Source organism: Microbulbifer sp. ABF4_107 (genome assembly GCF_056312215.1).
In genome coordinates this window covers 2304225-2328889 of the sequence record NZ_CM149983.1, presented here as the reverse complement: position 1 = coordinate 2328889, position 24665 = coordinate 2304225, and the positions used below count along the sequence as shown (strand labels likewise).

The following is a 24665-nucleotide window of genomic DNA, read 5'->3' as shown; positions in this document are numbered from 1 at the left end:
CGGCTCGGGAGCTTTGTTCTGGTGGGAGGCGTCGCAACCGGGGTCCAGTACCTGCTACTGATGGCGCTGGTTGAGCTTATCGGCGTCTTTGCTGTAACCGCCTCGGCGGTAGCCTATGGGATTGCGGCGGCGGTCAGTTACCTGCTGAATTTCTATTTGACCTTTGAAGGTCGGGCAGGGCACCGGCAGGCATTGCCCCGGTTTGTCGTGGTTGTCGCCATTGGCATGGGTGTGAATACCCTGAGCTTTGCATTGATTCTGGCTTTTCTTCCTTATTTGTTGGCTCAAGTAGGTGCGACACTGGTGACACTGGTCAGCAATTACTTACTGCACCAACACTGGATTTACCGCGCCCCTGCCTGAGCCGCATTTTCAGGCACGGTCTCCGGTTGCCGGGTGATCGATCAGGCGCAGGGAGAGGTCGATAGCGCGCAGGTGCTTGGTGAGACTGCCGGACGAGATGTAATCCACTTCGAGACCGGCGAGCTGTTGCAGACGCGCTTCGTTCACGCTGCCGGAAATTTCGATTTTGGCGCGGCCCCTGGCAAGGTTCAGCGCTTCCGCGGTCATGGCATCGGTGAATTCGTCCAGCATGATCACATCCGCACCGGCGTCCAGTGCCTGCTGTAATTCGTCGATACTCTCTACCTCCACCTCGACCAGTGCGCCGGGTTTGATCTGGTGCGCCTGCGCCACAGCATTGTGAATGCCACCCGCGGCAGCGATATGGTTTTCCTTGATCAGGAATGCATCGTACAGGCCAATGCGGTGGTTCTCGCAGCCGCCGCACAACACGGCGTATTTCTGGGCTGTGCGCAGGCCGGGGATTGTTTTGCGGGTATCGAGGATCTTGATTTCGGTACCGGTTGCCAGTGCTGCATAGCTGGCGGCGGTGGTGGCTGTGCCGGAAAGCGTCTGTACGAAATTGAGGGCACAGCGTTCACCAGTGAGTATGCTGCGCGCATTGCCGTCGAGTTCAAACAGGACACTGTCGGCTATTACCTTCTCGCCATCCTCGACGTGCCAGATAATCTGGAGGTCGGGATCCAGTTGGTGAAACACCTCATCCACCCACGCGCGGCCACAGAAAACACAGTCTTCCCGGGTTATTACCCGGGCGCGGGCGGCGCGATCCGCCGGAATCAATTGCGCGGTTATATCGCCATCGCCCACATCTTCTGCCAGTGCGTCTCTCACCGCGCGCTGGATGTCCGGCACGAGATTGGGAATCTTGGTGGTGGCAGGTGTCATATTTGGACCTCGATAGTGCGGTGCCCACCAGGCGAGTTGCGAAGGCGGTGGGTGCTTGGTGGGCGCAATATTAACAAATCTGTCAGGCCTGGGAGCAGTCTGCGGTTGCGAATCGGTCACCTGGTGCCGCCGATGCCTGTGAATAGGGTCGCAAAAACGATAGTGCCAGTTACCCGAAGGTTGTGCTTTGGGGGTGCCTGTACTTAGAATCAACGGTCGACCAAGATAGGTCGCTCCGTTCTTTTGTGTTCAATTTCATCTGGCCAGTACCGGCGTGGGGAATTTGAGCGTAGAGGTAAGCAGGCAAGGGACCGGAAACTCAATAAACCATGCACAGTGTGCTTCCCAGGGCAGCTGTGTCGCATCACCACCCGGCCGCTTCATAGATGAAGGCACTGGCCGGCCGAGGCTAGATGGCAATGAAAGAAACCGATAGTGCAGCTACTAACGTCGCGACCAATGTGGTTTCCATGCGAGGTGCCCAGGGAGAACAGGGGCAGAGCCGTCGCAGTGGTACAGTTTCCCTCCCGCCTCCGGTTGCGGCCGTCCGCGACAAGGCCCAGACACTGCTGATTGATCATGCCAAGCAGGTGTTCGCCAAGGTGGACGACTCCCTGTTTGCCATGGCGGAGAAAGCCCACGGGCAGGAAGAGCAGGATGGGCTTTTTCAGGCGCTACGGTTGCTGCGCGTAGAGCGCCGCCGGGTGGTCGAGCTGTTCGGCGACAAGCTGGTGCAGGGCTTTCAGGTCCGTGAAATCAGCGCCGACGAAGAGGATCCCTATTCGGCCGACAACCTGTCCCTGGTGCACAACGACGATCTCGAGCAGCTTGTTGCTGTGGATACCATGGTCGCCAACGCCAAGCGGGATTTTGCCGAGCCGCTTACCGAAATTTCCCTGCGCCTCAACACGCTGCTTTCCGTCAAGATTTACGACAAGAACAATCCCCTGGGCCCCGATGCTATTTGCGATGCATTTGTCGAGGCCTCCCGTGCCCTCGACCTGCATATTCGCGCCCGTCTGACTCTGCTGAAGAAGTTCGAGCAGCTGGTCATGCTCAATCTGGGCAAGATCTACGATCAGTGCAATGAGCTGTTTATTGAGCAGGGTGTTCTGCCGTCCCTGAAACAGCAGCGCCGGGCCGCGCGTCAACAGCGTCCGTCCCCGCGCCCTCAGCAACCTGCAGGCGCCGGTGCGCTTCAGGGAGCGTACAACGGTGGGCAGCCGGGCTATGCCGGACACGGCCTGATGCCGCTTGGCAGCGGTGCAGCACCTATGCCTCCGCAAGACCTGCTTTCCCACCTCGGGGCGCTGCAAACGCATCTGCCCCAGAGCTATGGTGAGGGCGAGGTCCAGCTGCTGAACGTGAACAGCATGCTGCAGGAGCGCCTGGTAGAAGTGCGTCAATCCGCAGCGCTTGCGAAGATGGACAGCGACATCATTAAACTGGTGGAAATGCTGTTCTCCTTCATTCTGGAAGACCGCAACCTGGCAGAGCCGATAAAGTCTCAGTTGGGGCGTCTGCAACTGCCATTGCTGAAAGTCGCCATTGCCGACAAGTCCTTCTTCAGTAAAGGCGGTCACCCGGCGCGCAAACTGCTGAACGAGCTGGCAGACGCCTGCACCGGCTGGCAGGCAAAGGACAATTACGAAAAAGATCCGCTGTTTAAGAAAATCAGCGAAGTGGTTGCCCGCGTGCTGGCGGAGTTTGACCAGGACATCAATATTTTCTCCACGCTGCTGGAGTCATTCCGTGATTTTATCCAGCGCGAGCGCAAGCGTGCCGAGCGCCTGGAGCAGCGCATTGTTGACGAGGCTGACGGCAAGGCCAAGACCCAGGCAGCCCGCGCGCGGGTGGCTGCAGTGATGGACGCGCTTATGGCGGAGCGTGACCTGCCTCCGGTGGTTTCCGAATGGTTGGAAAAAGTCTGGGCCAACATGTTGTTCCTGACCTGCATCAAAGAGGGTACCGAAAGCGAAAGCTGGAGCCGCGACGTGCGCACCGCGCGTGATCTGGTGTGGAGTGTGCACGCCCCCATGCCGGAAAGCCGTAAACAATTGCTGGGTCTCTTGCCCGCGCTGCAGGGGCGCCTGAAAGCCGGTGTCGAAGCCGTTTCCCTGAACACGTTTGATGCTCGCAGGATGTTTGCGGGCCTAAAAGATATTTATCGCGAGCGCTTTGCATTGGCGCAGCGCCTTCTGGAAGAGCGCAGCCGCCAAGTGGAGCAGGAGGCTCGCGCCATGGCGGCGGAAGCTGCTGGGGAGGCGCAGCAGGTACCGGCAACCGCCGAAGTTGTGGAGGCGGTAGCAGAGAGCAATATCAAGTCTGAGCCCGTAGTCGAGCTGCCGCAAATGGAAGAGCTTGAACAGGCCGTGGCCGAAGTGGTATTGCAGACAGAAGCTCAGGCCAGCGATGAAATCAGTGAGTCTGATTCCCACTGGCAGCAGACCTTCCGTCTCGCGCAGGGCAGCTGGTTTGAACTGAAGCGCGGTGAAGAAGAACAGTTCCGATGCCGTCTGGCTGCGGTGATCAAGGATATCGACCAGTTTATCTTTGTTAACCGCAACGGTGCCAAAGTGGCGGAGTTTACCCGGGCCGAGCTGGCTATTGCTCTGCGCAAAGGTGAGTTGATGTCGATGGACGACGGCATGCTGTTCGAGCGAGCCCTGCAATCAGTGATAGGCACCGTGCGCCAGTCCCGGGGTGAAATGCGCTGATTTCAGTCGTGTTTACTGTACCGCAGGGAGCATTCGGTACTGACGGAAACCCTCTGCGGGGCAGGTCGGTGTTGCTGATGGTCGGTAGTCGGAGCCGTGGATTATTAGGCGTCATCAAAGTGTAACAATCTGTCCCGGCTTATTTGTCGCTCCCAGATTTCTCCTGCCTATCCTGTCGTGTCGCGATTTCGGCACAATTTTCAAAGAAATTCACGAAAAATGGCCCTTTTTGGCACTTGCGTGTCGATTAGGATTGCTGGATATTGTGATCTCAGTTTCAATTCTTCGGGAAATAGCTCCCGTTGAAGTCAAAAATTCTAAATCTATACGTATTAGCCTGCCGCGGTTCAGCATTGAATGGTAATTCGGTGTCAAAATCCCGCGGTGGTAGCCAGTTGCAATTTCTGTTGCGTGACAATTACGAGGTTGTTTTATAGCGGGGTTTCCCGCAACAGCTTTTCATGATGGAAGCGGGCGCAACCGATGCCAGGAGGGCGTGCTGGGGTGAGCAAGGACGAAATGGAAAGAAATAAAAACGAGCTATTTGTAATCACCGGTGGTGCAAAAGACGGGGCTACCAATGTTACCCAGTCTAGCGCATCGGCGGCCACCCATGCCAGACAGTTGTCCAAAAACGTGAGTCTCGTAAATCAGAAAACAATCCAGTGGATCCAGTCTCGCGCGGAAGAGGTATTTGCGCAGGTCGACGATTCCCTGTTCATGATGGCGGAAAAAGCCCATCAGCAGGACGAGCAGGATCAGCTCTTTCAGGCGATTCGGGCGATTCGCGTCGAACACAGCAATCTGATTGATGGGTTTTGCGATGGAGTTGAGGATCGCTTTCACAATCCTCGCAATGATTCGCCGGGCGAAGACGCCGGCGCGGATCTGAGCACCTCGCTGAAAAGTCTTTCTCTGGTCAATAACGATGATCTGGAGCAGCAGGTGGCTATTCGTTCCATGGTGTCGAATATTCGTCGCGATCACGCCGAGGCCATCGCCGCACTTTCCCTGCGCCTCGATACCTTGCTGCCCAGCAAAATTTACGATGAAAACCTGCCACTCGGTCCGGCCGCGATCTGTACCGCGTTTGCGGATTCGCTGGACGAAGTTGAAGTATCGTTGCGCGCGCGTATGACCGTGCTGAAGAAATTTGAGCTGCAACTGGTAAATCGGCTGGGCGAGCTATACGAAGCCTGCAATCAGTTGCTGATCGAGCAGGGCGTATTGCCGGCAATTGAAGATCCCCTGCGCCACCGCAATCGCGCGGGCGCGCCGACCGAGAACGTGCCGCGGCAGGAAGCCGTAGTCTCCTCAGACCCCGCTGCTGCGACTCCGTCTTCACCGGGCGCGCACAGTGGATTGCCTGGCGCACAGCCAGGTATGCCCCCCGGGTATCCCGAGGTTGGCCAGCCGGGCTCCGGGATGGTGGCCGGCGGCGCTACCGGTGCTTCTTATTCTGCGGCGGGAACACCGGCCGGCGTTGACGGCGGTACGATTTCCGGAGGCACATACTCCGGTGCGCCGGGACTCGTTCCCGCAGGTGCCGGCGCGCCGGCCATGGCAACGCCGACATTGTTGCAGCACCTAGGTCAATTCCAGATGGCATTGCCTGCGCAAGCCGGTGCCACGGGCCAGCTGGTAAATGTTACGGACCTGTTGCAGCAGCGCCTGGTTGAGTCCAAGCAGAGTGCTTCTCTCCACGAGTTGGACAGCGAAGTCATCCGATTGGTGGATATGCTGTTCTCGTTCATGCTGGAGGATCGCAATCTGGCTGAGCCCATTAAGGTTCAGCTGATTCGCCTGCAGCTGCCAATGTTGAAGCTGGCGGTGAATGACAAAGCGTTTTTCAGCAAGGGGGGGCACCCGGCTCGCCGCCTGTTAAACGAGCTTGCCGATGCGGCAATCGGCTGGCAACCCGGTGAGAATTATCTGAACGACCCGCTGTATCGCGAGGTCTGCACGATTGTTGAGGAGGTCCTGGCGGAGTACGACCAGGACGACCGGGTTTTCCTGCGCCTGCTGGAGTCGTTTCGCGAATTTTCGCAACGAGAGCGCAAGCGCGCTCAGGTGATGGAGCGCCGCACCATTGATGAAGCGCAGGGCACTGCGCGGGTCGAGGCTGCCAAAGCGCGGGTTGCCGCTGTCTACGATACGCTAACCGCCGAACGCAAACTGCCGAAAATCGTTCACGAATGGTTGAACCGTGTGTGGAGTAGTGTGCTGTTTCGCGCGTGCCTGAAAGAGGGGACAGACAGTGGTGTCTGGCGTCAGCATGTACTTACCGCGCGCGACCTGATCTGGAGTGTGGTTGCTCCGATGCCGGAGAGCAGCGTAAAAATGCAGCGTCTTCTTCCTGGTCTGAAAAAGCGCCTTGAGGACGGTGCGCAGTCTCTTTCCATGAGCACTGGTGACCGCCAGCGGCTAATGGGCGGGCTTGACGTGTTGTATCGTGAGCGCCAGACATTGGGCGAGCGGGTGGAGTCTGAGCGCGAGCGTCGTACTCGCGAGCGTCTGGTGCAGGAGCTGCGCCGGGAGGCGGACAGTGTGCTGGCTATTCCCGTCGCAGAGGAAGCTGCCGGCGAATGTGACAGTGGGCTACTTGATATGGGTGGTGCCGGGTCACAGCCCGAGGTGCTGGACGAGGCGCGGGAATTACCTGCAGACCAGAAAGCACTGCCGGATGTGGAAGAAATTCAGCAAGTTGTGACCGAGGCCGGGGTCACAGAATCTGCCAACCTCACACCGTTGCCCAGCGACGATAGTCACTGGCAGCAGACCTATCACCTCAAGGACAGCTGGTTTTTGCTGCGCCACCCGGAAAAACTGCCTGTGCGCTGCCGACTGGCGGCCATAATTCGCGAGCTTGATCAGTTTATGTTCGTCAATCGCCAGGGCGCCAAAGTGGGTGTTTACTCTCGCCTGGAGCTGGCCCATGCGTTGCGCGATGAAGAGTTGCTGCCGCTTGAGCAGGGGCCCCTGTTTGAGCGGGCGCTGCAGTATGTGGTGGGCAACTGTGGCGAGAGCAAGATCGCCATTCGTGTGTAACCGCCCCTCTACTGCCTGCGACCCACAGGATTGGTATATGATTGGCCATAAATGTGGGCCGCTATTGGCAGATACTTCTTCGCTTCCATAAAATAGCTCCCTGCTCAGTTCCAGTGGAGTTACGTTTTGAAATATCAGGTCCAGTCAGGGTGGCTGTCCGGCGTTCGTCGCGTGGCAAGTCCGCATTGCAATGCCCGCCCGGACGATACTGAAGTGGATCTGTTGGTTATCCACAGTATTAGCCTGCCACCGGGCCAGTACGGTGGCGCCTACATCGACGAGTTCTTCCTCGGCCATCTGGATATCGACGCCCACCCCTATTTTTCCGAAATAGCCACGCTGCGGGTTTCCGCGCACCTGGTGATCGACCGCAACGGCCGGGTCACCCAGTATGTGCCTTTTGATGCCCGCGCCTGGCACGCAGGGCAATCGACTTTTTGTGGGCGTGAGAACTGCAATGATTTCTCAATAGGGATCGAGCTGGAAGGTCTGGAAACCGATACCTACACCCCGGCGCAATACGAGGCGCTGGCGGAAGTTTCGGTAGCAATTCTGGAGGCCTATCCGGCCATTGACCGGTCACGGATTACCGGGCACTCGGACATTGCGCCGGGGCGCAAGCTGGACCCAGGTCCGGGATTTGACTGGGACCTTTATTTTAATAAATTGGATCGACTCACCGGAGCGGTTGACAGCTAGCTCTATCGGTAGACAGCGAACCAAATTTGATAGCGGGGGAGCTATGGCACTTCTGATTGTGCTGTTGGCATTGGGGCTTGTTCAGGTTTGGGGGTCCGGCGGACCCTTGCATCGCGATGCGTGGTTTGGGCATTGGCAGGCGTATGTGTTCCGCCAGCCGGCATTGCGTGCCAGGTCGGGTATCGGCTTTGGTATTCTGGTGCTGCTACCGGTAGTGGTGGTGGCCATTGCGCTGGCGCTGGCGGAGTCGATACTCGGGTGGCTCGGAGTCATTCTGATCAGTGTGCCGGCGCTTTTGTACAGTTTCGGGCGTGGCAATTTTAACGATACGCTGGCGACTTATCTTCGCGCCTGGTACCAGGGGGATCTGGAGGCTGCAAAGTCTGCTGCGGCACCTTTGATGACGCCCGACGATACAGATGCCGCGGAGAGAGCGCCGGACGCGCAAACACTGCATCGGGTTGTGTTTCGTGCCGCAGTGTATCGCGCGTTTGAGCGCCTGTTTGCGGTGCTGTTCTGGTTCCTTTTGCTAGGCGTACCCGGCGCACTGCTGTACCGGGTGAGTCAGATGGCAGTGGAGGCATTCTCCGGCGACCCTCAAGATGCTGCTGATCGTGATGTCCTGGCGCAAAATAAATCGCTGGCGGCGCGTTGGCTGTGGCTGGTCGAATGGCTGCCGGTGCGCGCATTGGGATTCACGCTGGCGATAGTGGGCAATTTTGCTGGCTGCTACCGCGTCTGGCGCGAGCGGTTGACCTGCAAGGAAACTACCACCGCTGACGTCCTCGAGCACTATTTGGAGGGGGCGCTAGGTGGCATCGATAGCAGTGAATGCAGTGCCGGCGTCGCGGTCAACGAGGGGCAGCGTTTATGTGGCGCTGAAGTTGAAGCCATGCAGGCGCTGCTTTCGCGAGCGCTGTTGATGTGGATTACACTGATGGCACTGTACGTGCTGTTTTGGTAGCTAGTGGCCCACTGAAAGCGAAAATTTGTGTCTGAATTGTACTCCAGCTCACCTGTTCTTCCTCTGGATTTCCCTGTGGCGGCGGATGTTTTCAGCGCCGCCGAGCGTTTATCCGGGCTTGTCCATCGCACTCCGCTCATATATTCCTCCACGCTTAGTGAACGGCTGGGTGCGGATATCTATTTCAAATGTGAGCACCTGCAGAAGGTCGGGGCGTTTAAGGCGCGCGGCGCGGCGAATGCATTGTTTGCCTTGCCCCCAGGCACTGCCATTGTTGCGACGCATTCTTCAGGAAATCACGGGGCCGCTTTGGCCTGGGCTGCGGCACAGCGGGGGCTCCGTTGTATGGTGGTAATGCCGGAAAACGCGCCGCAAGCGAAAAAATCGGCTGTCGCCGCGTATGGTGCGGATATCGTTCAGTGTGTACCCACGCTGGCGGCTCGCGAGTCGACCCTGGCACAGGTGGTTGAGGATACGGGTGCGCATGTCGTGCCCCCGTTTGATGACTCGCGCATTATTGCCGGGCAGGGCACTGTCGCGCAGGAGGTGCTCGGGCAGTGTCGGGAAATGGGATTTGAGCCAGATCTGCTGGTGGCCCCGGTGGGGGGCGGCGGTCTGTTGGCTGGTGTGGGACTGGCCGTTTCTGCGCTGGCGCCGCAGGTCAAGGTGTTGGGCGCCGAGCCCGCCGGAGCGGATGATGCCCACCGCTCCTTCCGCGGCGGTGTACGTGTGACCGAGCAAACCCCGACTACCATCGCCGACGGCCTGCGTACCACGTTGGGTGAGCGCAACTTTACGATTATCCGAGAAACCGTCAATGACATAGTGACCGTTTCCGAGGCCGGTATCCTGGAGGCCCTGTCCCTGTTGTGGGTGCGCACCAAACAGCTGGTGGAGCCTTCAGCGGCAACGGGGCTGGCTGCTGTGCTTGAGCACCCGGCACGCTTCCGCGGTAAACGCGCGGTGGTGGTCCTGACCGGAGGCAATATGGATCTGGCCGCAATGTCGGCGCTGCTTTCGAAAGGGGATTAAGCGCCCGTTGAAAGCGCCGTGCAGGAGGGTTGGTATGAAATTTCTGGTGTTCGGGCTCTTGCGAGGCCACTGCGTGAGTACTGCTACACTGGGGGGAATAATGTTCCCGGTGGTAGCGATGCTTGTACTCGCACTCCCGGTGGCTAGCCAGGCCGAATCATTTGCTCTGACGTCACCGGATTACGCCGAGGGCGACACGATGCGCGCCGCGCACCTGTATTACGGCTTCGGCTGTAATGGCGAGAATGTTTCACCGCCCCTGAAGTGGTCCGGGGCCCCGGAAGGAACCCGCAGTTTTGCCCTGGTGATGCATGACCCGGATGCGCCCACCGGCAGTGGCTGGTGGCACTGGGTGGTATTCAATATTCCTGCGCAGGTGACAAGCCTGCCGGAAGGCTCGGGTGATCTCAAAAATGGACTGATCCCGGAAGCGATTCAAAGTCGCACGGATTTTGGTAGCCCCGGTTACGGCGGTGCCTGCCCGCCGCAAGGGCAAGGGGAGCACCGTTACCAGTTTCGAGTGTACGCGCTCAAAGTGGAGCAGTTGCCGCTGGATGAAAACAGCCCCGCGGCGATGGTGGCGTCCCAGATCAATGCCAATAAACTGGCAGAGGCGCAACTCGAACTAAAATTTGGACGCTAGCGGCCGTTTGAGAACAGGCTGCAGTACCGAACATCAGGCAAGCCGATAAAAGGAAACAGAGCCTGCCCATGCAAAAGCAAAACATGACCTGGGGTGAAGCACTTAGGATCTACCTCAAGCCCAAAGTGCTGGCGATGTTTTTTCTCGGCTTTTCTGCTGGCCTGCCGCTATTGCTTGTGTTTTCTACTCTGACTGCCTGGCTGCGAGATTATGGCGTTAGCCGTACGGCAATCGGCTTCTTTGCCTGGGTCGGTATTACTTTTTCCATCAAGGTGCTTTGGGCGCCGGTCATCGATCATCTGAAGATCCCCGTTTTGACACGTGTGATGGGCAAACGTCGTAGCTGGATGATTGCCGCGCAGATTGGCGTGGCCCTGGGACTGCTGGGGATGGCAAGTGTCAATCCTCAGCTCGCCCTGACTCAAGTGGCGGTGCTGGCGGTTATCGTGGCGTTTTGCTCCGCATCCCAGGATGTGGTTATCGACGCGTATCGCATTGAGTCTGTGGATCGAGATTTGCAGGGGGCGATGGCCGCGAACTACGTTTTTGGTTATCGCATCGCCTTGCTGGTGGCGGGTGCCGGTGCTCTGTATGTAGCGGAGCTGGCAAACTGGTCTGTCGCCTATGCCACCATGGCCGCTCTGATGGGGGTGGGTGTCATCACCACATTGCTGATCTCTGAGCCAGACCATGAAAAAGTCAAAGCCATGGCAGAAGACTTTCAGCATGCGTGGGTGGACCGGATGCTCGGCAGCGGTCAGCACAGCAGGATCTGGGAGTGGTTTGTACGCGCAGTTGCCTGCCCGTTTATTGAATTTTTCCAGCGCAATGGCCGCTTCGCCCTGGTGCTTCTGTTGTTTATTGGCGTTTATCGGCTAAGTGATATTGCCATGGGCGTAATGGCAAACCCTTTCTATCTGGACCTGGGTTTCAGCAAAAGTGACATTGCCCAGATCACCAAAGTATTCGGCTTCTTTTTCACCATTTTCGGATCTTTTCTCGGCGGCTTGCTGGTGGTGCGTTTTGGTATCATGCGCCCGCTGATTCTCGGCGCGGTGATGGTTGCGGCAACCAACCTTTTGTTCGCGCATCTGGCCAATATCGGTCCGGACAAAACATGGCTGGCACTGGTAATCAGTGCTGACAACGTTAGTGCCGGATTATCCAATGCGGTTTTTATTGCGTATTTGTCCAGCCTTGCGAACCAGGCCTACACGGCGACCCAATATGCGCTGTTCAGCTCATTGATGACTTTGCCGGGAAAATTTATCAGTGGCTTCTCGGGTATCGTGGTAGATGCACAGGGGTACAATCTTTTCTTCACCTATGCCGCGATCATTGGATTGCCGGCCATTCTGTTGTCCATTTATCTATGGTGGCGCAAGCGGCGGGAAGAAGCTCTGGCAGAAGATGCCGCGCCACGCTAATCGCATAGAGCTCTGTGTCGGCGAGTCGGTGGTGGGATACGGCTAGCGCGAACTTCTTTCGTCAAAGCATCTACAGGTCTCCCTTCTTCGGCCACCGATAATGTGTCAGGTCCACCTTCCCCCTTACCAAGGTAATTCCCTCTGCCTCCAGGCGCTTCTTCTGTCGCTGAAAACCGGGCTCCGGGAGAGAGATCTTCCCCTGCGCATTGAGCACGCGGTGCCAGGGCAGGGTGGTGTCTTTCGGGAGTTTTTTAAGGGTGTGGCCGACGAGCCTTGCGGCCCGAGGAAGGCCGGCCAGCTCCGCCAGCCCGCCATAAGTGACCACTCGTCCCGCAGGTACCCGCGCGAGTGCAAGGAAGATGCGAGTTGTGGCATCATTGGTAGGTGATGTAGGTTTCTGCACCATTTCCGATCCTGAAGTTTTATGAACTTCTGCGCTATGTCGAACTATTAGGTTATTAGTTTTAAGAAGCTAATAATATAAAGCTATCGAAAGGTTGTTTCGTGCTCTCTGTTGTTCCCCGATTTTCCCCGAATCCTTCGTTTATTTCTGCACTTTTCTCCTGCAAAAGAGTCATTACCCTGCTCCTCTGTCTTGCGACTGCCCTGCAGGCGCATGCCGGCGTGCTCAGTCTTGCCAATGGCGACCGGATCTACGGCGAGCTGGTGCTGGTGGAAAAAGACAATGTGGTCTGGAACTCAGAGACTTTTGGTGAAATCACCGTCGAAAAAGGGAAGATCCTGTCGCTGGAAACCGACAAGGATCTCAAGATTGCCGGGCGTGATGAACCGTGTGCTCTGGCCGGTCATCGCCAGGAGCAGTGGGAACTCTATTGTGACGAAGGCTCCGGCTGGGTGATGGACTTTCCGGCCATTGACCGCGCTGAACCCTACGTCAACTTCGTCGGTAATCCGATTATATTTCACGGTAACGTGGCCGCCTCCGGGGTATTTGAAGAAGGTAACCGCGAGCGGGAAGACTGGGACATCAATGCCAACTTCGACGTGCGCAATGGCGATTTCCACCACATCATCGGCACCCAGTACCAGAACCAGAACAACCCGGAAATTGATGACCTGGAAAAGTACCGCCTGAGCTACGATCTGCGCTGGATCTTTGCGGAGAAGTGGTTCGCCGCGGGTAACAGCTCCCTGGTACATGAAGAGGCGCGCAATATTGACCTGACCACAACCCTCGGTCTCGGTCTCGGTTACCTGTTTTTCGATACGGACAAGTCCGCGCTCTCCATCCAGGGCGGTGTCAGTAGTCTGAAAGATGAATATATTGACCCTAGCCTCAATGCAACCGGCGACAAGCGCTACGCCGCAGGCCGTTCCGCCTGGAACTACCGCTACAAGTTCGATATGGGCCCTGAGGTCTATTACAACCAGGAATTACTGCAGTCTTTTGAGTCCAGCGATGACTACCAGAGTACCGCCGAAATCGGTGTGCGCACGCCTCTGGTCAAAGGTATCCTGATGGAAGTGAAGTACGCCTGGCAGTATGACAACACACCGTCCATCGACAGTGAAAAACAAGACACCAAAATGACGGTAGGTGTGGGCTATTCCTGGTAACCCAAGTCCTAGTCCTGGTAATGCCGCGTCCTGTAGCCCCGCGCAGTAGAGATTATTTATGAACGTAAAAAACAGTGTTATTGCCATCACCGGAGCCGGGCAGGGTCTGGGGCGATCCATGGCCGTGTATCTTGCCCAGCGCGGTGCTCGACTGGCGTTGCTCGATGTCAACCAAGAGCGCCTGGATGAAAGTGTCGCGGCCTGCGAGGCGGCCGGCGCTGAAGCGAAAAGCTATGTGGTGGATGTTTCCAGCGAAGAAGCCGTGGACCGCTGTTTTGAGGCGGTCACAGCGGATTTCGGTGCGCTGGATGTACTTGTGAACAACGCCGGTATCATGCGCGACGGCATGTTGCTGAAGGTGAAGGACGGCAAGGTCACCGAGCGGATGTCGCTGGCTCAATGGCAATCGGTGATTGATGTAAACCTGACCGGCGTATTCCTGTGTACCCGCGCGGCTGCGGGCGTTATGGCGGAGAAGGGTAACGGTGGCGTGATCGTCAATATCTCCAGTGTGTCCCGTGCGGGGAACATGGGGCAGACCAACTACTCCGCTTCCAAGGCCGGTGTCGCCACCATGACCGTCACCTGGGCGCGGGAACTGGCCCGCTACGGCGTTCGCGTAGCAGCCATTGCACCGGGCTTTATCGGCACCGAGATGGTGGCGCAGATGCGCCCCGAGATTCTTGAAGGGCTGGTGAAACAGGTCCCGCTACGCCGTATTGGCGAGCCGGATGAGATTGCCAGTACCGTCTCTTTTATTATCGAAAACGACTATCTCACCGGGCGAGTGGTGGAAATTGACGGCGGCGCCCGCATGTAACTGATCTGGCGGGCACGCTTATTCCTGATTGATAGTGTTGCCCGGCCCTCTACCATTCCTTCTGGAGCCCGGGCCCATGCGTCCATTACTGCTGTTGTTCATTATTCTGCCCATCCTGGAAATGTGGGTATTGATTAGCGTTGGAGAGGAAATCGGCGCGCTTCCCACGATTGGCCTGGTGCTGCTGACGGCGGTGGTTGGCCTGGCGCTGCTCAAGCGGCAGGGTATCTCCACCGTTATGCGGGCACAGCAGAAGATGCAGATGGGTGAGTTGCCCGCCAAAGAAATGGCCGAAGGTATCTTCCTCGCAGTGGGCGGTGCTCTACTGCTTACCCCGGGCTTTATTACCGACACTATCGGCTTTGCCTGCCTGATTCCCGGTATCCGCCAGCTGGTGCTTGGGCGGTTACTGAGCCACATCGTGGTAGTGCGCGGCCCGGGCCCCGGATACCAGAACCCCCACGGAACCCATGGGCAGGGACCTGGTGCGCAATCCGGTGGCCCTGCACGCGAAGACCGAGGTCCGCGCAACGTGATCGAGGGCGATTACGAGCGAGATGACTCGGATTCCAGCCGCAAGTCTGATTGATGGTCGTTTTTTGAGCGCTTAGCCCGCTCTTCAACGTAAATCGTGCGAATTTTCTCGGCACCAATTCCTGCTTCCTTCTTGCCTCCCTCCTGTCTTTCCCAAGTCGAGCGCCAACAGGTGCTCGGCTGACAAAAATTCCCCAGTTTTTTTCTTCGCCGCTGTTGAAATTGCAGTATGGCCCCCGCATATAGGCTCCACTCAAGATTTTTCCCAGCGCCGGGTACCGGAACTGGGGCAGGTCGGACCCTCGAGGTGAGGGGCGGCCCCTTGTTATTGCAACCCTAAAACGACGCATTGGAGAGCCAATCCATGAAAATTCGTCCTTTACACGACCGTGTAGTCGTACGCCGTAAGGAAGAAGAACAGAAAACCGCGGGCGGCATCGTTCTGCCTGGCGCAGCGAAAGAAAAGCCGAACCAGGGCGAAGTGGTTGCCGTGGGCGAAGGCAAGCAACTGGAGAACGGCGACGTTCGCGCACTGTCCGTAAAAGTCGGTGACACCGTAGTATTCGGCCGCTATGCCGACAGCAACACCCTCAAGGTGGACGGCGAAGAGCTGATCATCATGAGCGAAGGCGACATCTACGGCGTACTGGAAGGCTAAGGCTCGGGCCATTAGCTCCGGTATCTGATAACGACGAACAGAATTGAGGAATTAAGACCATGGCAGCAAAAGACGTTAAATTTGGTGATGACGCTCGCCAAAAAATGCTGAACGGCGTAAACATCCTGGCAGACGCCGTAAAAACCACCCTGGGACCGAAAGGCCGTAACGTGGTTCTGGACAAAGCCTTCGGCGCGCCGACCGTAACCAAAGACGGCGTATCCGTAGCCAAAGAAATCGAACTGAAAGACAAGTTCGAAAACATGGGTGCGCAGATGGTGAAGGAAGTGGCTTCCAAGGCCTCCGACACCGCCGGTGACGGCACCACCACCGCTACCGTATTGGCTCAAGCCATCGTCACCGAAGGCCTCAAATCCGTGGCTGCAGGCTTCAACCCGATGGATCTGAAGCGCGGTATCGACAAAGCCGTAGCCGCTGCCGTTGAGCACATCGCCAGCCTGTCCACTCCTTGTGAAGACAGCAAGTCTATCGCCCAGGTAGGTACCATCTCCGCGAACAGCGACGAGCACGTTGGCACCATCATCGCCGAAGCGATGGAAAAAGTTGGTAAAGAAGGCGTTATCACCGTGGAAGAAGGTTCCGGCCTGGAAAACGAGCTGGACGTCGTAGAAGGCATGCAGTTCGATCGCGGCTACCTGTCTCCTTACTTTATCACCAACCAGGAGAACATGACTGCCGAGCTGGACAGCCCGTTCATCCTGCTGGTTGACAAGAAAATCTCCAACATCCGCGACCTGCTGCCTCTGCTGGAGCAAGTAGCCAAGGCTTCCAAGCCGCTACTGATCATTGCCGAAGACGTAGAAGGCGAAGCGCTGGCCACTCTGGTAGTGAACAGCATGCGCGGTATCGTGAAAGTAGCTGCGGTGAAAGCGCCGGGCTTCGGCGACCGTCGTAAGGCTATGCTGCAGGACATCGCTATCCTGACCGGCGGCACCGTCATCTCTGAAGAAGTTGGTCTGGAGCTGGAATCTACCACTCTGGAGCACCTGGGTACCGCCAAGCGCGTCACTCTGTCCAAAGAGAACACCGTGATCGTTGACGGTGCTGGCGACGTTGCCGACATCGAAGCGCGTGTTAAGCAGATCCGCGCCCAGATCGAAGAATCTTCTTCCGACTACGACAAAGAAAAGCTGCAAGAGCGTGTTGCCAAGCTGGCTGGCGGTGTTGCGGTGATCAAGGTTGGCGCTGCCACCGAAGTCGAAATGAAAGAGAAGAAAGCCCGCGTAGAAGACGCCCTGCACGCGACCCGCGCTGCGGTAGAAGAGGGTGTGGTTCCTGGCGGTGGTACCGCTCTGGTTCGCGCTACCCAGGCGATCAACGTGACCGGTGACAACGAAGATCAGAACCACGGTATTGCTGCCGCACTGCGTGCCATGGAAATGCCGCTGCGCCAGATCGTAGCCAACGCCGGTGACGAAGCCTCTGTGGTTGTCGACAAAGTGAAGCAGGGCGAGGGCAACTTCGGCTACAACGCCGGTACCGGTGAGTACGGCGACATGTTGGAAATGGGTATTCTCGACCCAGCCAAGGTAACCCGCTCTGCGCTGCAGGCTGCAGCTTCTATTGCTGGCCTGATGATTACCACCGAAGCCATGGTTGCAGAAATCCCGGAAGATAAGCCGGCTGCACCTGATATGGGTGGCATGGGCGGAATGGGTGGCATGGGCGGCATGATGTAAGCCGGCCTCCAGCCAAGCCATAAAAAAACCCCGCTTTGCGGGGTTTTTTTATGGCTGAACAATTTGCTTTCGCACTCGGGTATCCCGCCCACTTGTCAGCAAGCAATCTGATACAGCGGCGCGGGCTCTTTCACCTTGTTGCCTGGACCGCAACCGTTACCACTCTCATTCCCGCTTCCATACCCGTTCCCAATCCCATTACCAGAGCCGTGACCAAGGCAGTCCATAGGGCTTAGAACACCCTTGCTGCCGCGATTGACCACGTGGGTGTAGATCTCAGTGATGCTGATATCGGAATGCCCCAATAGTTCTTGGATCGTCCGCAGGTCATACCCCGATTCAAGCAAGTGCGTGGCAAAACTGTGCCGGAACGCGTGTGCTCGTGCCGGCTTGTGGATCCCGGCGGCCTTTACCGCTCGGCGGATCTGCTTGGCCAATGCGGTTGGGTGCAGGTGATGCCGGCGTACCTCGCCAGTGCGCGGGCAGGGCCCGGTCTGAGATGCCGGAAACAGATATTGCCAACCAAGCTCGCTGGCCGCCTTGGGGTACTTCCGCGCAAGCGCATCGGGAAGATAAACATTGCCGACACCATCGGCCATGTCCTGTTCATGCAGAATACGTACACGCTCAATTTGGCGACGCAGATCCGCGACAAGCCCCTGTGGCAATATCGTCGTACGGTCCTTATTTCCTTTACCGCTGCGCACATAAATATTATTGCTGCCAAAGTCGATATCTTTCACCCGAAGTGAGAGCATCTCAGCCGAGCGCAAGCCTGATCCATATAGCAACTGCACCCGCAATCGCCCAGACCCAGAAAGATGCGATAAAATCGAGGCTACTTCTGCGCGGCTGTAAACCACTGGAAGGCGGCGAGGGCGTTTCGCCTGAGTGAACGAAAGATCCTTAAGTTCGATCTCCAGAAATCGGGTGTACAGATATACCAGCGCGTTCAAAACAATTCGCTGAGTACCTACGGAGCAGTCCCGCTCCTCCGACAAATGGGTAAGAAACAGCTCCACTTCTGGAACGCTCATATCCTGGGGGTGCCGTTTGTTGTGAAACAGTATGAATCGCTTAATCCAATGGATGTATGTACGTTCAGTCGTATAGGCAAGACCGGCTTCACGCATGTGCAACCGAAGGGTGTCTAAAAATCGAACGGGGCGCACCGATACGCGTTTTCGAATGTTGTCCATATAATAACCATCGCTACTGTTTTTATATACAGTATAGCTGTAAATAAACCGCGTCAACGCCAGATTCAGAAGCCTATGGCTTGTGTGCAGCGAATGAGATAGGCTAAACCGTTGATATACAAAGGGTTTGGATATCTCAAACAAGCCATTTGGAAAACAAGAACAAAAGCCATGGGCTTCTTCTGCTCGCATGAATGTGACGGCCTGCTTCTATAGGTTGTTGATTCTTGGTTATTCTTGTTGAGGTGTTGATTTTTGCGCCGAGGAACAATTGCTTCTGCAACAAAAGCCTATGGCGTATGAATAAAACTGTTATGTGATTACCCGAGTAGAGAGAAAGCGTTGAGTAGTGCAACTAGGAGAATAGAGCCTTTGACTGAGCGAGCCAGGTTTGGCTACACGCTGGCATGGGTTCTTTACGGGCCAATTATCCGATATTCGCATTTAGGGCGCGAGGCCGACATGGTGGATATATCATCACAGATCAAACTCGTATTGGCGGCATTGCCAATTATTGTCCTGTGTGTTTTCAATGTTCCAGAGTATGTGTCACCGAAAAATTTTGCATACTTTGTATTTGCTTGGCACATAGCCGTTTTCGTCGCTACCTTCTCCATTCTAAATGAAAAAGCTCTTAGTAGATTTTATAAACGTTCTAAGAATATTAAAGAGATACGAAGACTTGTAGAAGTTTGCGAATCTCAAAGCTATCTTTGGTTCATGGCCTTTGTATCATTCGTGCTGATGTTGGTTGTAATCATGGCTTATCTCTACTTTTGGGCATTCGACGCCTTGGACACTGCACTCACATAACAAGCAGCGGCAGAGCGACAGCCAACACTACGCACCTTTTGTGTTGCTCGCTGTCGCTCAAATATTAACACAAAAGGCGCTCCGCGTTGGCTGCGCCTGCGCTGGGCGTTAGTGCATACATGAATACAGAAGACTATCTCAGTAAATTGATGGCAATTTTTCCAGAGTTTGAAGGATCATGGAAAAATGAAGATATCTATAGAGAAGATGATGGTTCGTTTACTGAGCACAGCTTGATGGCCTGCTTTACGGATTTTTATAGAAATCATTTTAGGCTTTACACCAAGTCTCAGAGCATAGCCTTTTCCCAACTCATGGAAGAAATTGTTGCGCCTGATTCCGATGATTCGGATCTGCTAGCTAATGCCATATGTACCTGTTTTTTAGAGAATATTGCCGGCGATAATGAAGGGGAGTTTCTTCGGCCCTTTCTAGGGAAGTCTTGCTTGAGGTACTACCTATGCTGGGTATAAATTGCACTAACAAGGTGCTGCAGCCGACGTCTTACTTTGCGCACTTTTTGCGCGGTCACTGCGCTCCCATTTTCGCGCAAAAAATGCGCAAAGTAAGCCGCCGCTGAGCACGGCGTTATGCGTCATGAAGGTAGATCATGAGTACAACTGAAATTTGTCGATGGATCATTGGTGGCAGCTGGATTTATCATGGTCTTATGCCAAAGATCATTATGGTCGCTCCTCTAGAGCACGCAATGACCAAAAAATTCGGCTTTAGTGAGGAAATATCGTATCTAATTACTAAAGCAGCGGGAGTGAGCGAAATTATTTTTGGTATCGTATTTTTATTTTTCTACCGCTCTATAGTCATTAACTTAGCCAGCATCGCTGCGTTGTCAGCTCTATTGGCTTTCGTCGCCCTTAGCTCTCCGGAGCTATTAATGGAGGCATTTAATCCAGTTACAACAAATGTTCCACTTGTTGCGTTGGGTGCAATTCTAATTGTGGAGCTTCGTAGAGCCCAGCCGCATAACAATGCGCTGCAGGCCGACAGCTTACTTTGTGCACCTTTTGCGCGGTCGCTGTCGCTCCCATTTTTGCGCAAAAGGCGCACAAAGTAAGCTGCGGCTGAGCGCGGCGTTAGGTGAGTGATGAATAAGCCACTAAGAATTTACATAATTTGGCTTTTTCCAATGATAGGGTTATCGCTACTGGCCGCTTCGTTTATTCCGGTCAAATTCATAGCGGCCGTTGCGTTTATCTTAAGTTTTACGGTGCCAGTCGATAGAGCTCGAGTGTCAATGCTGAAAAAAGGTGAAAACCTACCATCCCGGAAAGCGGCATCGATTCTAATATCCGTGTTTTTGGTTTTCCCCGTAGCATGTGGGCTTTATGTCGGGTTTACATCAGAAATCGCAGAAGGTATGTATAGAGCAAATACAGTAGTAAGTACTCTTATGGTACTTCCGGGTGTGCCATTTATTTTCTACTGTATTCTATTTTTTAGTGAAGCTACTTGGAAAAGGGGGCTGCAAAAGTATGCCCAAGCATAGTGCCTATCCACCTAACAAACAGCGGCAGAGCGACAGCCAACGCTACGCACTTTTTGTGTTACTCGCTGGCGCTCAAACATTAACACAAAAAGCGCTCCGCGCTGGCTGCGCCTGCGCTGGGCGTTAGGGCAATGGCCATGAAATCGACTATTTTGGCGCTAGCTATGTCCTCATTTGTAAACGCAGAGGAACCGGTAAATTTTGAGTTTACCAAAGTGCCGTGTAAGCCTGATTGGGCTGAGAGTGAGAATGTATGGGTAGCTCTAAATGAATTACCTCATACGACTGAACTTTCGGAAATAAAGGCCTGTGTTAACCCTGCAAGTACGTTAAACATTTTTGGTTTTTTTAAGCTAAACCAGTATTGTCGAGTTTATTTGAGGTGTCGTAAGAATAATGAAAGCGGGGGTTTGCTTCTTCATCCAATCGTCGCAGTTGATCTTGAAATGGCCTCAGGAAAAGTTGCTGCGGTTAGTAGGGTGCTTCGAGAATCGCCCTAACAAGCAGCGGCAGAGCGACAGCCAACGCTACGCATCTTTTGTGTTACTCGCTGGCGCTCAAACATTAACACAAAAGGTGCTCCGCGCTGGCTGCGCCTGCGCTGGGCGTTATGTTTTCGTATGGAAATGAAAGATTTCGAGATTAAAGTACTTCGCGCATTAGCTCAAGTTGATAAAGAAAAGCATTCTTTGTTGTCTCAAATCGAAGTCGCGTCAGTAGTAGAGCGTGATTATTCCGGTGTTGGATTATTTACTAAATTTAGTGTCCCAAGCGCGGTACCAAATTTAGACCTGAATCGAACAAAAATGGAAGATTTTCCTGCTTGCTATTTGGCGCACCCAGAACTCGAAGCCGGAGCAGGAGTTATTCTTTGGCTATCTAACGGTAAAATAGACACCCTAGAGTGTTTTGCTTATGAAGCGGAGTGGCCCGATAATGAAACTCTTTTTCAAGTAAAAACATAACAAGCCGCTCAAGGCTCGGCCGTAAACGGCCTGGACCTCCGCTGCGTTGCTCGTTTTGCGTTTATTCGCTACGCTAACGCAAAACCATCAACACAGCTCCGGCCCCTTAGCGGAGCGTTAGTGTTTTTTACAGCGGTAGCTTTTTGTGGTGTTGGTTTTCGGCAAGTCCGGCACATTAAAAGGTGGTTTCGGAGAGTAGTGTGGCCAGAATCGGCAACGTGAAATCGTGGCCCCACTATTTGGCATTAGCAAGTCGACTCCAGAGTATTTTCCGGCAACTCTATTTGTGCCGTGCCGCAAAAAGTAAACGTCGGCTTCGCCCACGATTTGGGTAGAGCCGGAAAGTGTGTGCCAAGTTGGCGGCACCGCACCGGGGTTTTTTCAGGTATTGTAGGGGTTAAACCGTTCGTTCTTGTCAGTGGTTGAGCCGAGTTCAGGTGTACAAAATACAGTCAATCAGTGGCCCGAAACACTAACAAGCAGCGGCAGAGCGACAGCCAACGCTACGCACTTTTTGTGTTACTCGCTGCGCTCAAACATTAACACAAAAAGCGCTCCGCGCTGGCTGCGCCTGCGCTGGGCGTTAGTGTTTTTTACAGCGGTGGCTTTTTGTGGTGTTGGTTTTCGGCAAGTCCGGCGCATTAAAAGGTGGTTTCGGAGGGTAGTGTGGCCAGAATCGGCAACGTGAAATCGTGGCCCCACTATTTGGCATCGGCAAGCCGACTTCTGAGTATTTTCCGGCAACTCTATTTGTGCCGTGCCGCAAAAGCTAAACGTCGGCTTCGCCCACGATTTGGGTAGAGCCGGAAAGTGCGTGCCAAGTTGGCGGCACCGCACCGGGGTATTTTCAGGTATTGTAGGGGCTAAACTGTTCGTTCTTATCAGTGGTTGCGTCGAGTCAAGGCGTACAAAATATAGTCAAGCAGTGGCCCGAAACACTAACAAGCAGCGGCAGAGCGACAGCCAACACTACGCGCCTTTTGTGTTACTCGCTGTCGCTCAAACATTAACACAAAAGGCGCTCCGCGTTGGCTGCGCCTGCGCTGGGCGTTATACGTCAGTAAATTATGAGTGAAGAAGGAATAAAAGCGGTTTTTGGTGTTTTGGGGTTCATTTGTTTGCTTGCGAACATAGCGCTAACGATCGAGCTGAATAACTACCCGATGAAATCCTGGGTAAAGAAATTCTTATTCTATTTGGTTGTCTGGCTAGTTCCGTTAATTGGCGCAATCTGGACTCACCGTAAGTTGAAAATTGGTTGGGCTAAAGGTGATGGGTCAAGTGGTCATGACACTCCCGTTGATCCAGGTTAGGGATCTCTGTAGCAATGCCGTATAACAATCACAGGCAGGATGCTACGGCCCTGCGGGCCTCCGCGGGACGCCTTACCTTGTGCGCATTTTGCGCGGGTCGCTGCGCTCCCATTTTCGCGCAAAATGCGCACAAGGCAAGTCGCCCCTGCTGTGGGCGTTATGGTGCCGGGCCGTAAAATTTGTTGCTTGTGCCAGCGTGTAATTTTGAGCACTGTTTTGGCCCGCAGCATTTGGCTATTTGCCATGATAATATCAAGCAGTTTCGTTCCTAGTGGTTTCGTTTAAGTCCATGGGATCGCGGCCACTCCGGTGCACTAATGTGGAGTGCCAATAAGAGAATAATTGGTTGAGGGAAGCAGGAAGTTCTTCCCTCGTTTTTAAGGAGCTTCGGCGCATTCAGTGCCTGTAGGTACTTCGGAGCGCGTCAGCCATAACCAGGCGCTGCAGCCGACATCTTACTTTGAGCACTTTGTTGCGCAGTCGCTACGCTCCTATTTTCGCGCAACAAAGCGCCCAAAGTAAGCTGCGGCTGAGCGCGGCGTTATGAGTCTTAGAGGATTCATGGAACTACCGCAAAGTAAATGGATGTATGGTGGAGCGATTCTGCTGGCACTTGTATCTGGAATCAGTGTGTTTGGTGGTCTGCCTTCAATTTGGCTTCCGATGCCATCTCCGATCGTGTATGCGGCATTTTTACTTCCCCTGAAATTATTTCTTTTTGTTACGCCGTTTCTTTACATCGTAGTTCTTCTGTTTTTTTCTTCGTCACAGTACTTTCAGAAAGTCGTCTTGGCATTAGTTATAATTTTTGGCTCGCTGAACGTGCTTTATTTTCTGAGTCTATGGGAGATTGGAGTTGAGCATCAGGGGGTTGCACACACAAGTATAGTTGCTATACAAAATCTGATAGGTTTCGGTATAGCCTTAGTTATGGCAATTACTGCTCAAATAAGAAACGAAAAAAAGTTGTCTTTTTTAGCCAATTTTCTTCTATTCACTCTATTGTCGTGGTGCGCATATCCGTACCTCGGGGCCCTCTGGTAGTGGCAACTCATAACAATCGCAGGCAGTATGCTACGGCCCTTCGGGCCTCCGCGGGACGCCCAACACTGTGCACGTTTTGTGCGGGTTGCTGCGCTCCCATTTTCGCACAAAACGTGCACAGCATTGGTCGCCCCTGCTGCGGGCGTTATGTTTCCGGAGTCTAAATGCGGAAAGAAGTACTAGATCAAGAGTTGAAAGAGCTTGCTTTTGAGTTCTTCTATTGGTTTTCTAGATTTGAGTTTTCACTCAAGGAAAATGGAATCTTGAAGAACTCAGAGGAGGGATCGAATGCCGAGCCCGGTTGGGAGAAATTTGTTTCTGAGTTTAGTGCCAAGTTTTCTCATACTGAAAATACCAAAAGATTAGTCCATTTAAGTCCAAAGCGTCAAAAGGTATCCAAGTATTCAGCTGTAAAGTGGGAAAATGTTGGTATGAATGACCATCCATCAGAGCTTGGTAAGGTTGTCCGGCTTGTTAAAACGGTAAGAAATAACTTGTTTCATGGCGGAAAACATGGTGCTGACGGTTGGGCGGATCCAGATAGAACAAAGGATCTTCTAAATACCGGAAAAATAATATTAGACCAGCTTGCGATACTAGGTGGTATAGAGGGTGACTATGCCCAGTGCTACTAAAACATAACAATCAGCGGCAGAGCGACAGCCAACGCTACGCACCTTTTGTGTTACTCGCTGGCGCTCAAACATTAACACAAAAGGTGCTCCGCGCTGGCTGCGCCTGCGCTGGGCGTTA

At 54.5% G+C, this 24665-nt stretch carries 24 protein-coding genes; 21 read left to right on the top strand and 3 right to left on the bottom strand.

The genetic code is table 11. The annotated features are described in order from the left end of the window. The first annotated feature begins 21 nt into the window (after window positions 1-21). Window positions 22-363, top strand: a complete 342-nt coding sequence (locus ACYX4K_RS09620; protein ID WP_475092335.1) for a GtrA family protein — start codon at window positions 22-24, stop codon at window positions 361-363. A 9-nt stretch (window positions 364-372) separates the two neighbouring features. On the opposite strand, the gene nadC is transcribed toward ACYX4K_RS09620, so the two are convergent. Next, on the bottom strand, window positions 373-1251 hold the full coding sequence (gene nadC, locus ACYX4K_RS09615) for a carboxylating nicotinate-nucleotide diphosphorylase (RefSeq protein WP_475092336.1): 879 nt from the start codon (window positions 1249-1251) through the stop codon (window positions 373-375). A gap of 419 nt (window positions 1252-1670) precedes the next feature. Between nadC and ACYX4K_RS09610 the strand changes: the two genes are divergently transcribed. The 7 genes from ACYX4K_RS09610 (at window position 1671) to ACYX4K_RS09580 (ending at window position 11781) form a co-directional block, all read left to right on the top strand. Then, a complete protein-coding gene (locus ACYX4K_RS09610) occupies window positions 1671-3968 on the top strand; it encodes a DUF1631 domain-containing protein (RefSeq protein ID WP_476178682.1) in 2298 nt (765 codons plus the stop codon). A 504-nt stretch (window positions 3969-4472) separates the two neighbouring features. Further along, window positions 4473-7016, top strand: coding sequence for a DUF1631 domain-containing protein (locus tag ACYX4K_RS09605; RefSeq protein WP_476178681.1), 2544 nt, complete (start codon window positions 4473-4475; stop codon window positions 7014-7016). Between the two features lie 126 nt (window positions 7017-7142). Further along, window positions 7143-7715, top strand: coding sequence for a 1,6-anhydro-N-acetylmuramyl-L-alanine amidase AmpD (ampD, locus tag ACYX4K_RS09600; protein ID WP_475092339.1), 573 nt, complete (start codon window positions 7143-7145; stop codon window positions 7713-7715). Between the two features lie 43 nt (window positions 7716-7758). Next, window positions 7759-8679, top strand: a complete 921-nt coding sequence (gene ampE, locus ACYX4K_RS09595; protein WP_475092340.1) for a regulatory signaling modulator protein AmpE — start codon at window positions 7759-7761, stop codon at window positions 8677-8679. 27 nt (window positions 8680-8706) lie between these two features. Further along, entirely contained in the window at window positions 8707-9711 is a 1005-nt protein-coding gene (locus ACYX4K_RS09590) for a threonine ammonia-lyase (protein WP_475092341.1), read from the top strand. A gap of 118 nt (window positions 9712-9829) precedes the next feature. Then, on the top strand, window positions 9830-10354 hold the full coding sequence (locus tag ACYX4K_RS09585; RefSeq protein ID WP_475092342.1) for a YbhB/YbcL family Raf kinase inhibitor-like protein: 525 nt from the start codon (window positions 9830-9832) through the stop codon (window positions 10352-10354). Window positions 10355-10422: 68 nt separating this feature from the next. Then, window positions 10423-11781 carry an AmpG family muropeptide MFS transporter gene (locus ACYX4K_RS09580; protein WP_475092343.1) on the top strand — a complete coding sequence of 453 codons (1359 nt, stop codon included), beginning with the start codon at window positions 10423-10425 and terminating at the stop codon, window positions 11779-11781. A gap of 70 nt (window positions 11782-11851) precedes the next feature. Here the strand turns inward: ACYX4K_RS09580 and ACYX4K_RS09575 are convergent, their stop codons facing one another. Continuing rightward, on the bottom strand, window positions 11852-12187 hold the full coding sequence (locus ACYX4K_RS09575) for an MGMT family protein (protein ID WP_475092344.1): 336 nt from the start codon (window positions 12185-12187) through the stop codon (window positions 11852-11854). A 218-nt stretch (window positions 12188-12405) separates the two neighbouring features. Here ACYX4K_RS09575 and ACYX4K_RS09570 point away from each other — a divergent pair, with 218 nt between their 5' ends. The 5 genes from ACYX4K_RS09570 to groL all read left to right on the top strand — a co-directional run bounded on the left by ACYX4K_RS09570 (window position 12406) and on the right by groL (window position 17071). Next, on the top strand, window positions 12406-13359 hold the full coding sequence (locus tag ACYX4K_RS09570; protein ID WP_475092345.1) for a DUF481 domain-containing protein: 954 nt from the start codon (window positions 12406-12408) through the stop codon (window positions 13357-13359). A gap of 58 nt (window positions 13360-13417) precedes the next feature. Next, entirely contained in the window at window positions 13418-14179 is a 762-nt protein-coding gene (locus ACYX4K_RS09565) for an SDR family oxidoreductase (RefSeq protein WP_475092346.1), read from the top strand. A gap of 76 nt (window positions 14180-14255) precedes the next feature. Continuing rightward, entirely contained in the window at window positions 14256-14768 is a 513-nt protein-coding gene (locus tag ACYX4K_RS09560) for an FxsA family protein (RefSeq protein ID WP_475092347.1), read from the top strand. Window positions 14769-15077: 309 nt separating this feature from the next. After that, entirely contained in the window at window positions 15078-15371 is a 294-nt protein-coding gene (locus tag ACYX4K_RS09555; RefSeq protein ID WP_043321025.1) for a co-chaperone GroES, read from the top strand. Window positions 15372-15430: 59 nt separating this feature from the next. Next, the gene (gene groL / locus ACYX4K_RS09550) at window positions 15431-17071 is read left to right on the top strand and encodes a chaperonin GroEL (protein ID WP_475092348.1); all 1641 of its coding nucleotides are present in this window, start codon (window positions 15431-15433) and stop codon (window positions 17069-17071) included. Window positions 17072-17166: 95 nt separating this feature from the next. Here the strand turns inward: groL and ACYX4K_RS09545 are convergent, their stop codons facing one another. After that, entirely contained in the window at window positions 17167-18462 is a 1296-nt protein-coding gene (locus ACYX4K_RS09545; RefSeq protein WP_475092349.1) for an integron integrase, read from the bottom strand. A gap of 150 nt (window positions 18463-18612) precedes the next feature. Between ACYX4K_RS09545 and ACYX4K_RS09540 the strand changes: the two genes are divergently transcribed. The 8 genes from ACYX4K_RS09540 (at window position 18613) to ACYX4K_RS09505 (ending at window position 24547) form a co-directional block, all read left to right on the top strand. Continuing rightward, window positions 18613-19083: a hypothetical protein gene (locus ACYX4K_RS09540; RefSeq protein ID WP_475092350.1), complete on the top strand. Its 471-nt coding sequence runs from the start codon at window positions 18613-18615 to the stop codon at window positions 19081-19083. A 119-nt stretch (window positions 19084-19202) separates the two neighbouring features. Then, complete coding sequence (locus tag ACYX4K_RS09535) at window positions 19203-19556, top strand: DUF7674 family protein (protein ID WP_475092351.1); 354 nt, start codon at window positions 19203-19205, stop codon at window positions 19554-19556. 137 nt (window positions 19557-19693) lie between these two features. After that, on the top strand, window positions 19694-20158 hold the full coding sequence (locus tag ACYX4K_RS09530; RefSeq protein WP_475092352.1) for a DoxX-like family protein: 465 nt from the start codon (window positions 19694-19696) through the stop codon (window positions 20156-20158). A 569-nt stretch (window positions 20159-20727) separates the two neighbouring features. Continuing rightward, entirely contained in the window at window positions 20728-21090 is a 363-nt protein-coding gene (locus tag ACYX4K_RS09525; protein ID WP_475092353.1) for a hypothetical protein, read from the top strand. A 120-nt stretch (window positions 21091-21210) separates the two neighbouring features. After that, the gene (locus ACYX4K_RS09520) at window positions 21211-21555 is read left to right on the top strand and encodes a hypothetical protein (RefSeq protein ID WP_475092354.1); all 345 of its coding nucleotides are present in this window, start codon (window positions 21211-21213) and stop codon (window positions 21553-21555) included. A 1067-nt stretch (window positions 21556-22622) separates the two neighbouring features. Next, window positions 22623-22868: a hypothetical protein gene (locus ACYX4K_RS09515; protein WP_475092355.1), complete on the top strand. Its 246-nt coding sequence runs from the start codon at window positions 22623-22625 to the stop codon at window positions 22866-22868. A gap of 561 nt (window positions 22869-23429) precedes the next feature. Then, a complete protein-coding gene (locus ACYX4K_RS09510; protein ID WP_475092356.1) occupies window positions 23430-23912 on the top strand; it encodes a hypothetical protein in 483 nt (160 codons plus the stop codon). Between the two features lie 164 nt (window positions 23913-24076). Beyond that, entirely contained in the window at window positions 24077-24547 is a 471-nt protein-coding gene (locus tag ACYX4K_RS09505) for a hypothetical protein (RefSeq protein ID WP_475092357.1), read from the top strand. Window positions 24548-24665: the final 118 nt, after the last annotated feature.

Coding starts and splice junctions, on each gene's coding strand:
- ampE (WP_475092340.1), top strand. CDS start 7,759: ATGGCACTTCTGATTGTGCTGTTGGCATTGGGGCTTGTTCAGGTTTGG.
- ACYX4K_RS09520 (WP_475092354.1), top strand. CDS start 21,211: ATGGAAATGAAAGATTTCGAGATTAAAGTACTTCGCGCATTAGCTCAA.
- ACYX4K_RS09585 (WP_475092342.1), top strand. CDS start 9,830: ATGCTTGTACTCGCACTCCCGGTGGCTAGCCAGGCCGAATCATTTGCT.
- ACYX4K_RS09530 (WP_475092352.1), top strand. CDS start 19,694: ATGAGTACAACTGAAATTTGTCGATGGATCATTGGTGGCAGCTGGATT.
- ACYX4K_RS09505 (WP_475092357.1), top strand. CDS start 24,077: ATGCGGAAAGAAGTACTAGATCAAGAGTTGAAAGAGCTTGCTTTTGAG.
- ACYX4K_RS09515 (WP_475092355.1), top strand. CDS start 22,623: ATGAGTGAAGAAGGAATAAAAGCGGTTTTTGGTGTTTTGGGGTTCATT.
- groL (WP_475092348.1), top strand. CDS start 15,431: ATGGCAGCAAAAGACGTTAAATTTGGTGATGACGCTCGCCAAAAAATG.
- ACYX4K_RS09575 (WP_475092344.1), bottom strand. CDS start 12,187: ATGGTGCAGAAACCTACATCACCTACCAATGATGCCACAACTCGCATC.
- ACYX4K_RS09580 (WP_475092343.1), top strand. CDS start 10,423: ATGCAAAAGCAAAACATGACCTGGGGTGAAGCACTTAGGATCTACCTC.
- ACYX4K_RS09610 (WP_476178682.1), top strand. CDS start 1,671: ATGAAAGAAACCGATAGTGCAGCTACTAACGTCGCGACCAATGTGGTT.
- ACYX4K_RS09560 (WP_475092347.1), top strand. CDS start 14,256: ATGCGTCCATTACTGCTGTTGTTCATTATTCTGCCCATCCTGGAAATG.
- nadC (WP_475092336.1), bottom strand. CDS start 1,251: ATGACACCTGCCACCACCAAGATTCCCAATCTCGTGCCGGACATCCAG.
- ACYX4K_RS09565 (WP_475092346.1), top strand. CDS start 13,418: ATGAACGTAAAAAACAGTGTTATTGCCATCACCGGAGCCGGGCAGGGT.
- ACYX4K_RS09525 (WP_475092353.1), top strand. CDS start 20,728: ATGAAATCGACTATTTTGGCGCTAGCTATGTCCTCATTTGTAAACGCA.
- ACYX4K_RS09510 (WP_475092356.1), top strand. CDS start 23,430: ATGGAACTACCGCAAAGTAAATGGATGTATGGTGGAGCGATTCTGCTG.
- ACYX4K_RS09555 (WP_043321025.1), top strand. CDS start 15,078: ATGAAAATTCGTCCTTTACACGACCGTGTAGTCGTACGCCGTAAGGAA.
- ACYX4K_RS09535 (WP_475092351.1), top strand. CDS start 19,203: ATGAATACAGAAGACTATCTCAGTAAATTGATGGCAATTTTTCCAGAG.
- ACYX4K_RS09545 (WP_475092349.1), bottom strand. CDS start 18,462: ATGCGAGCAGAAGAAGCCCATGGCTTTTGTTCTTGTTTTCCAAATGGC.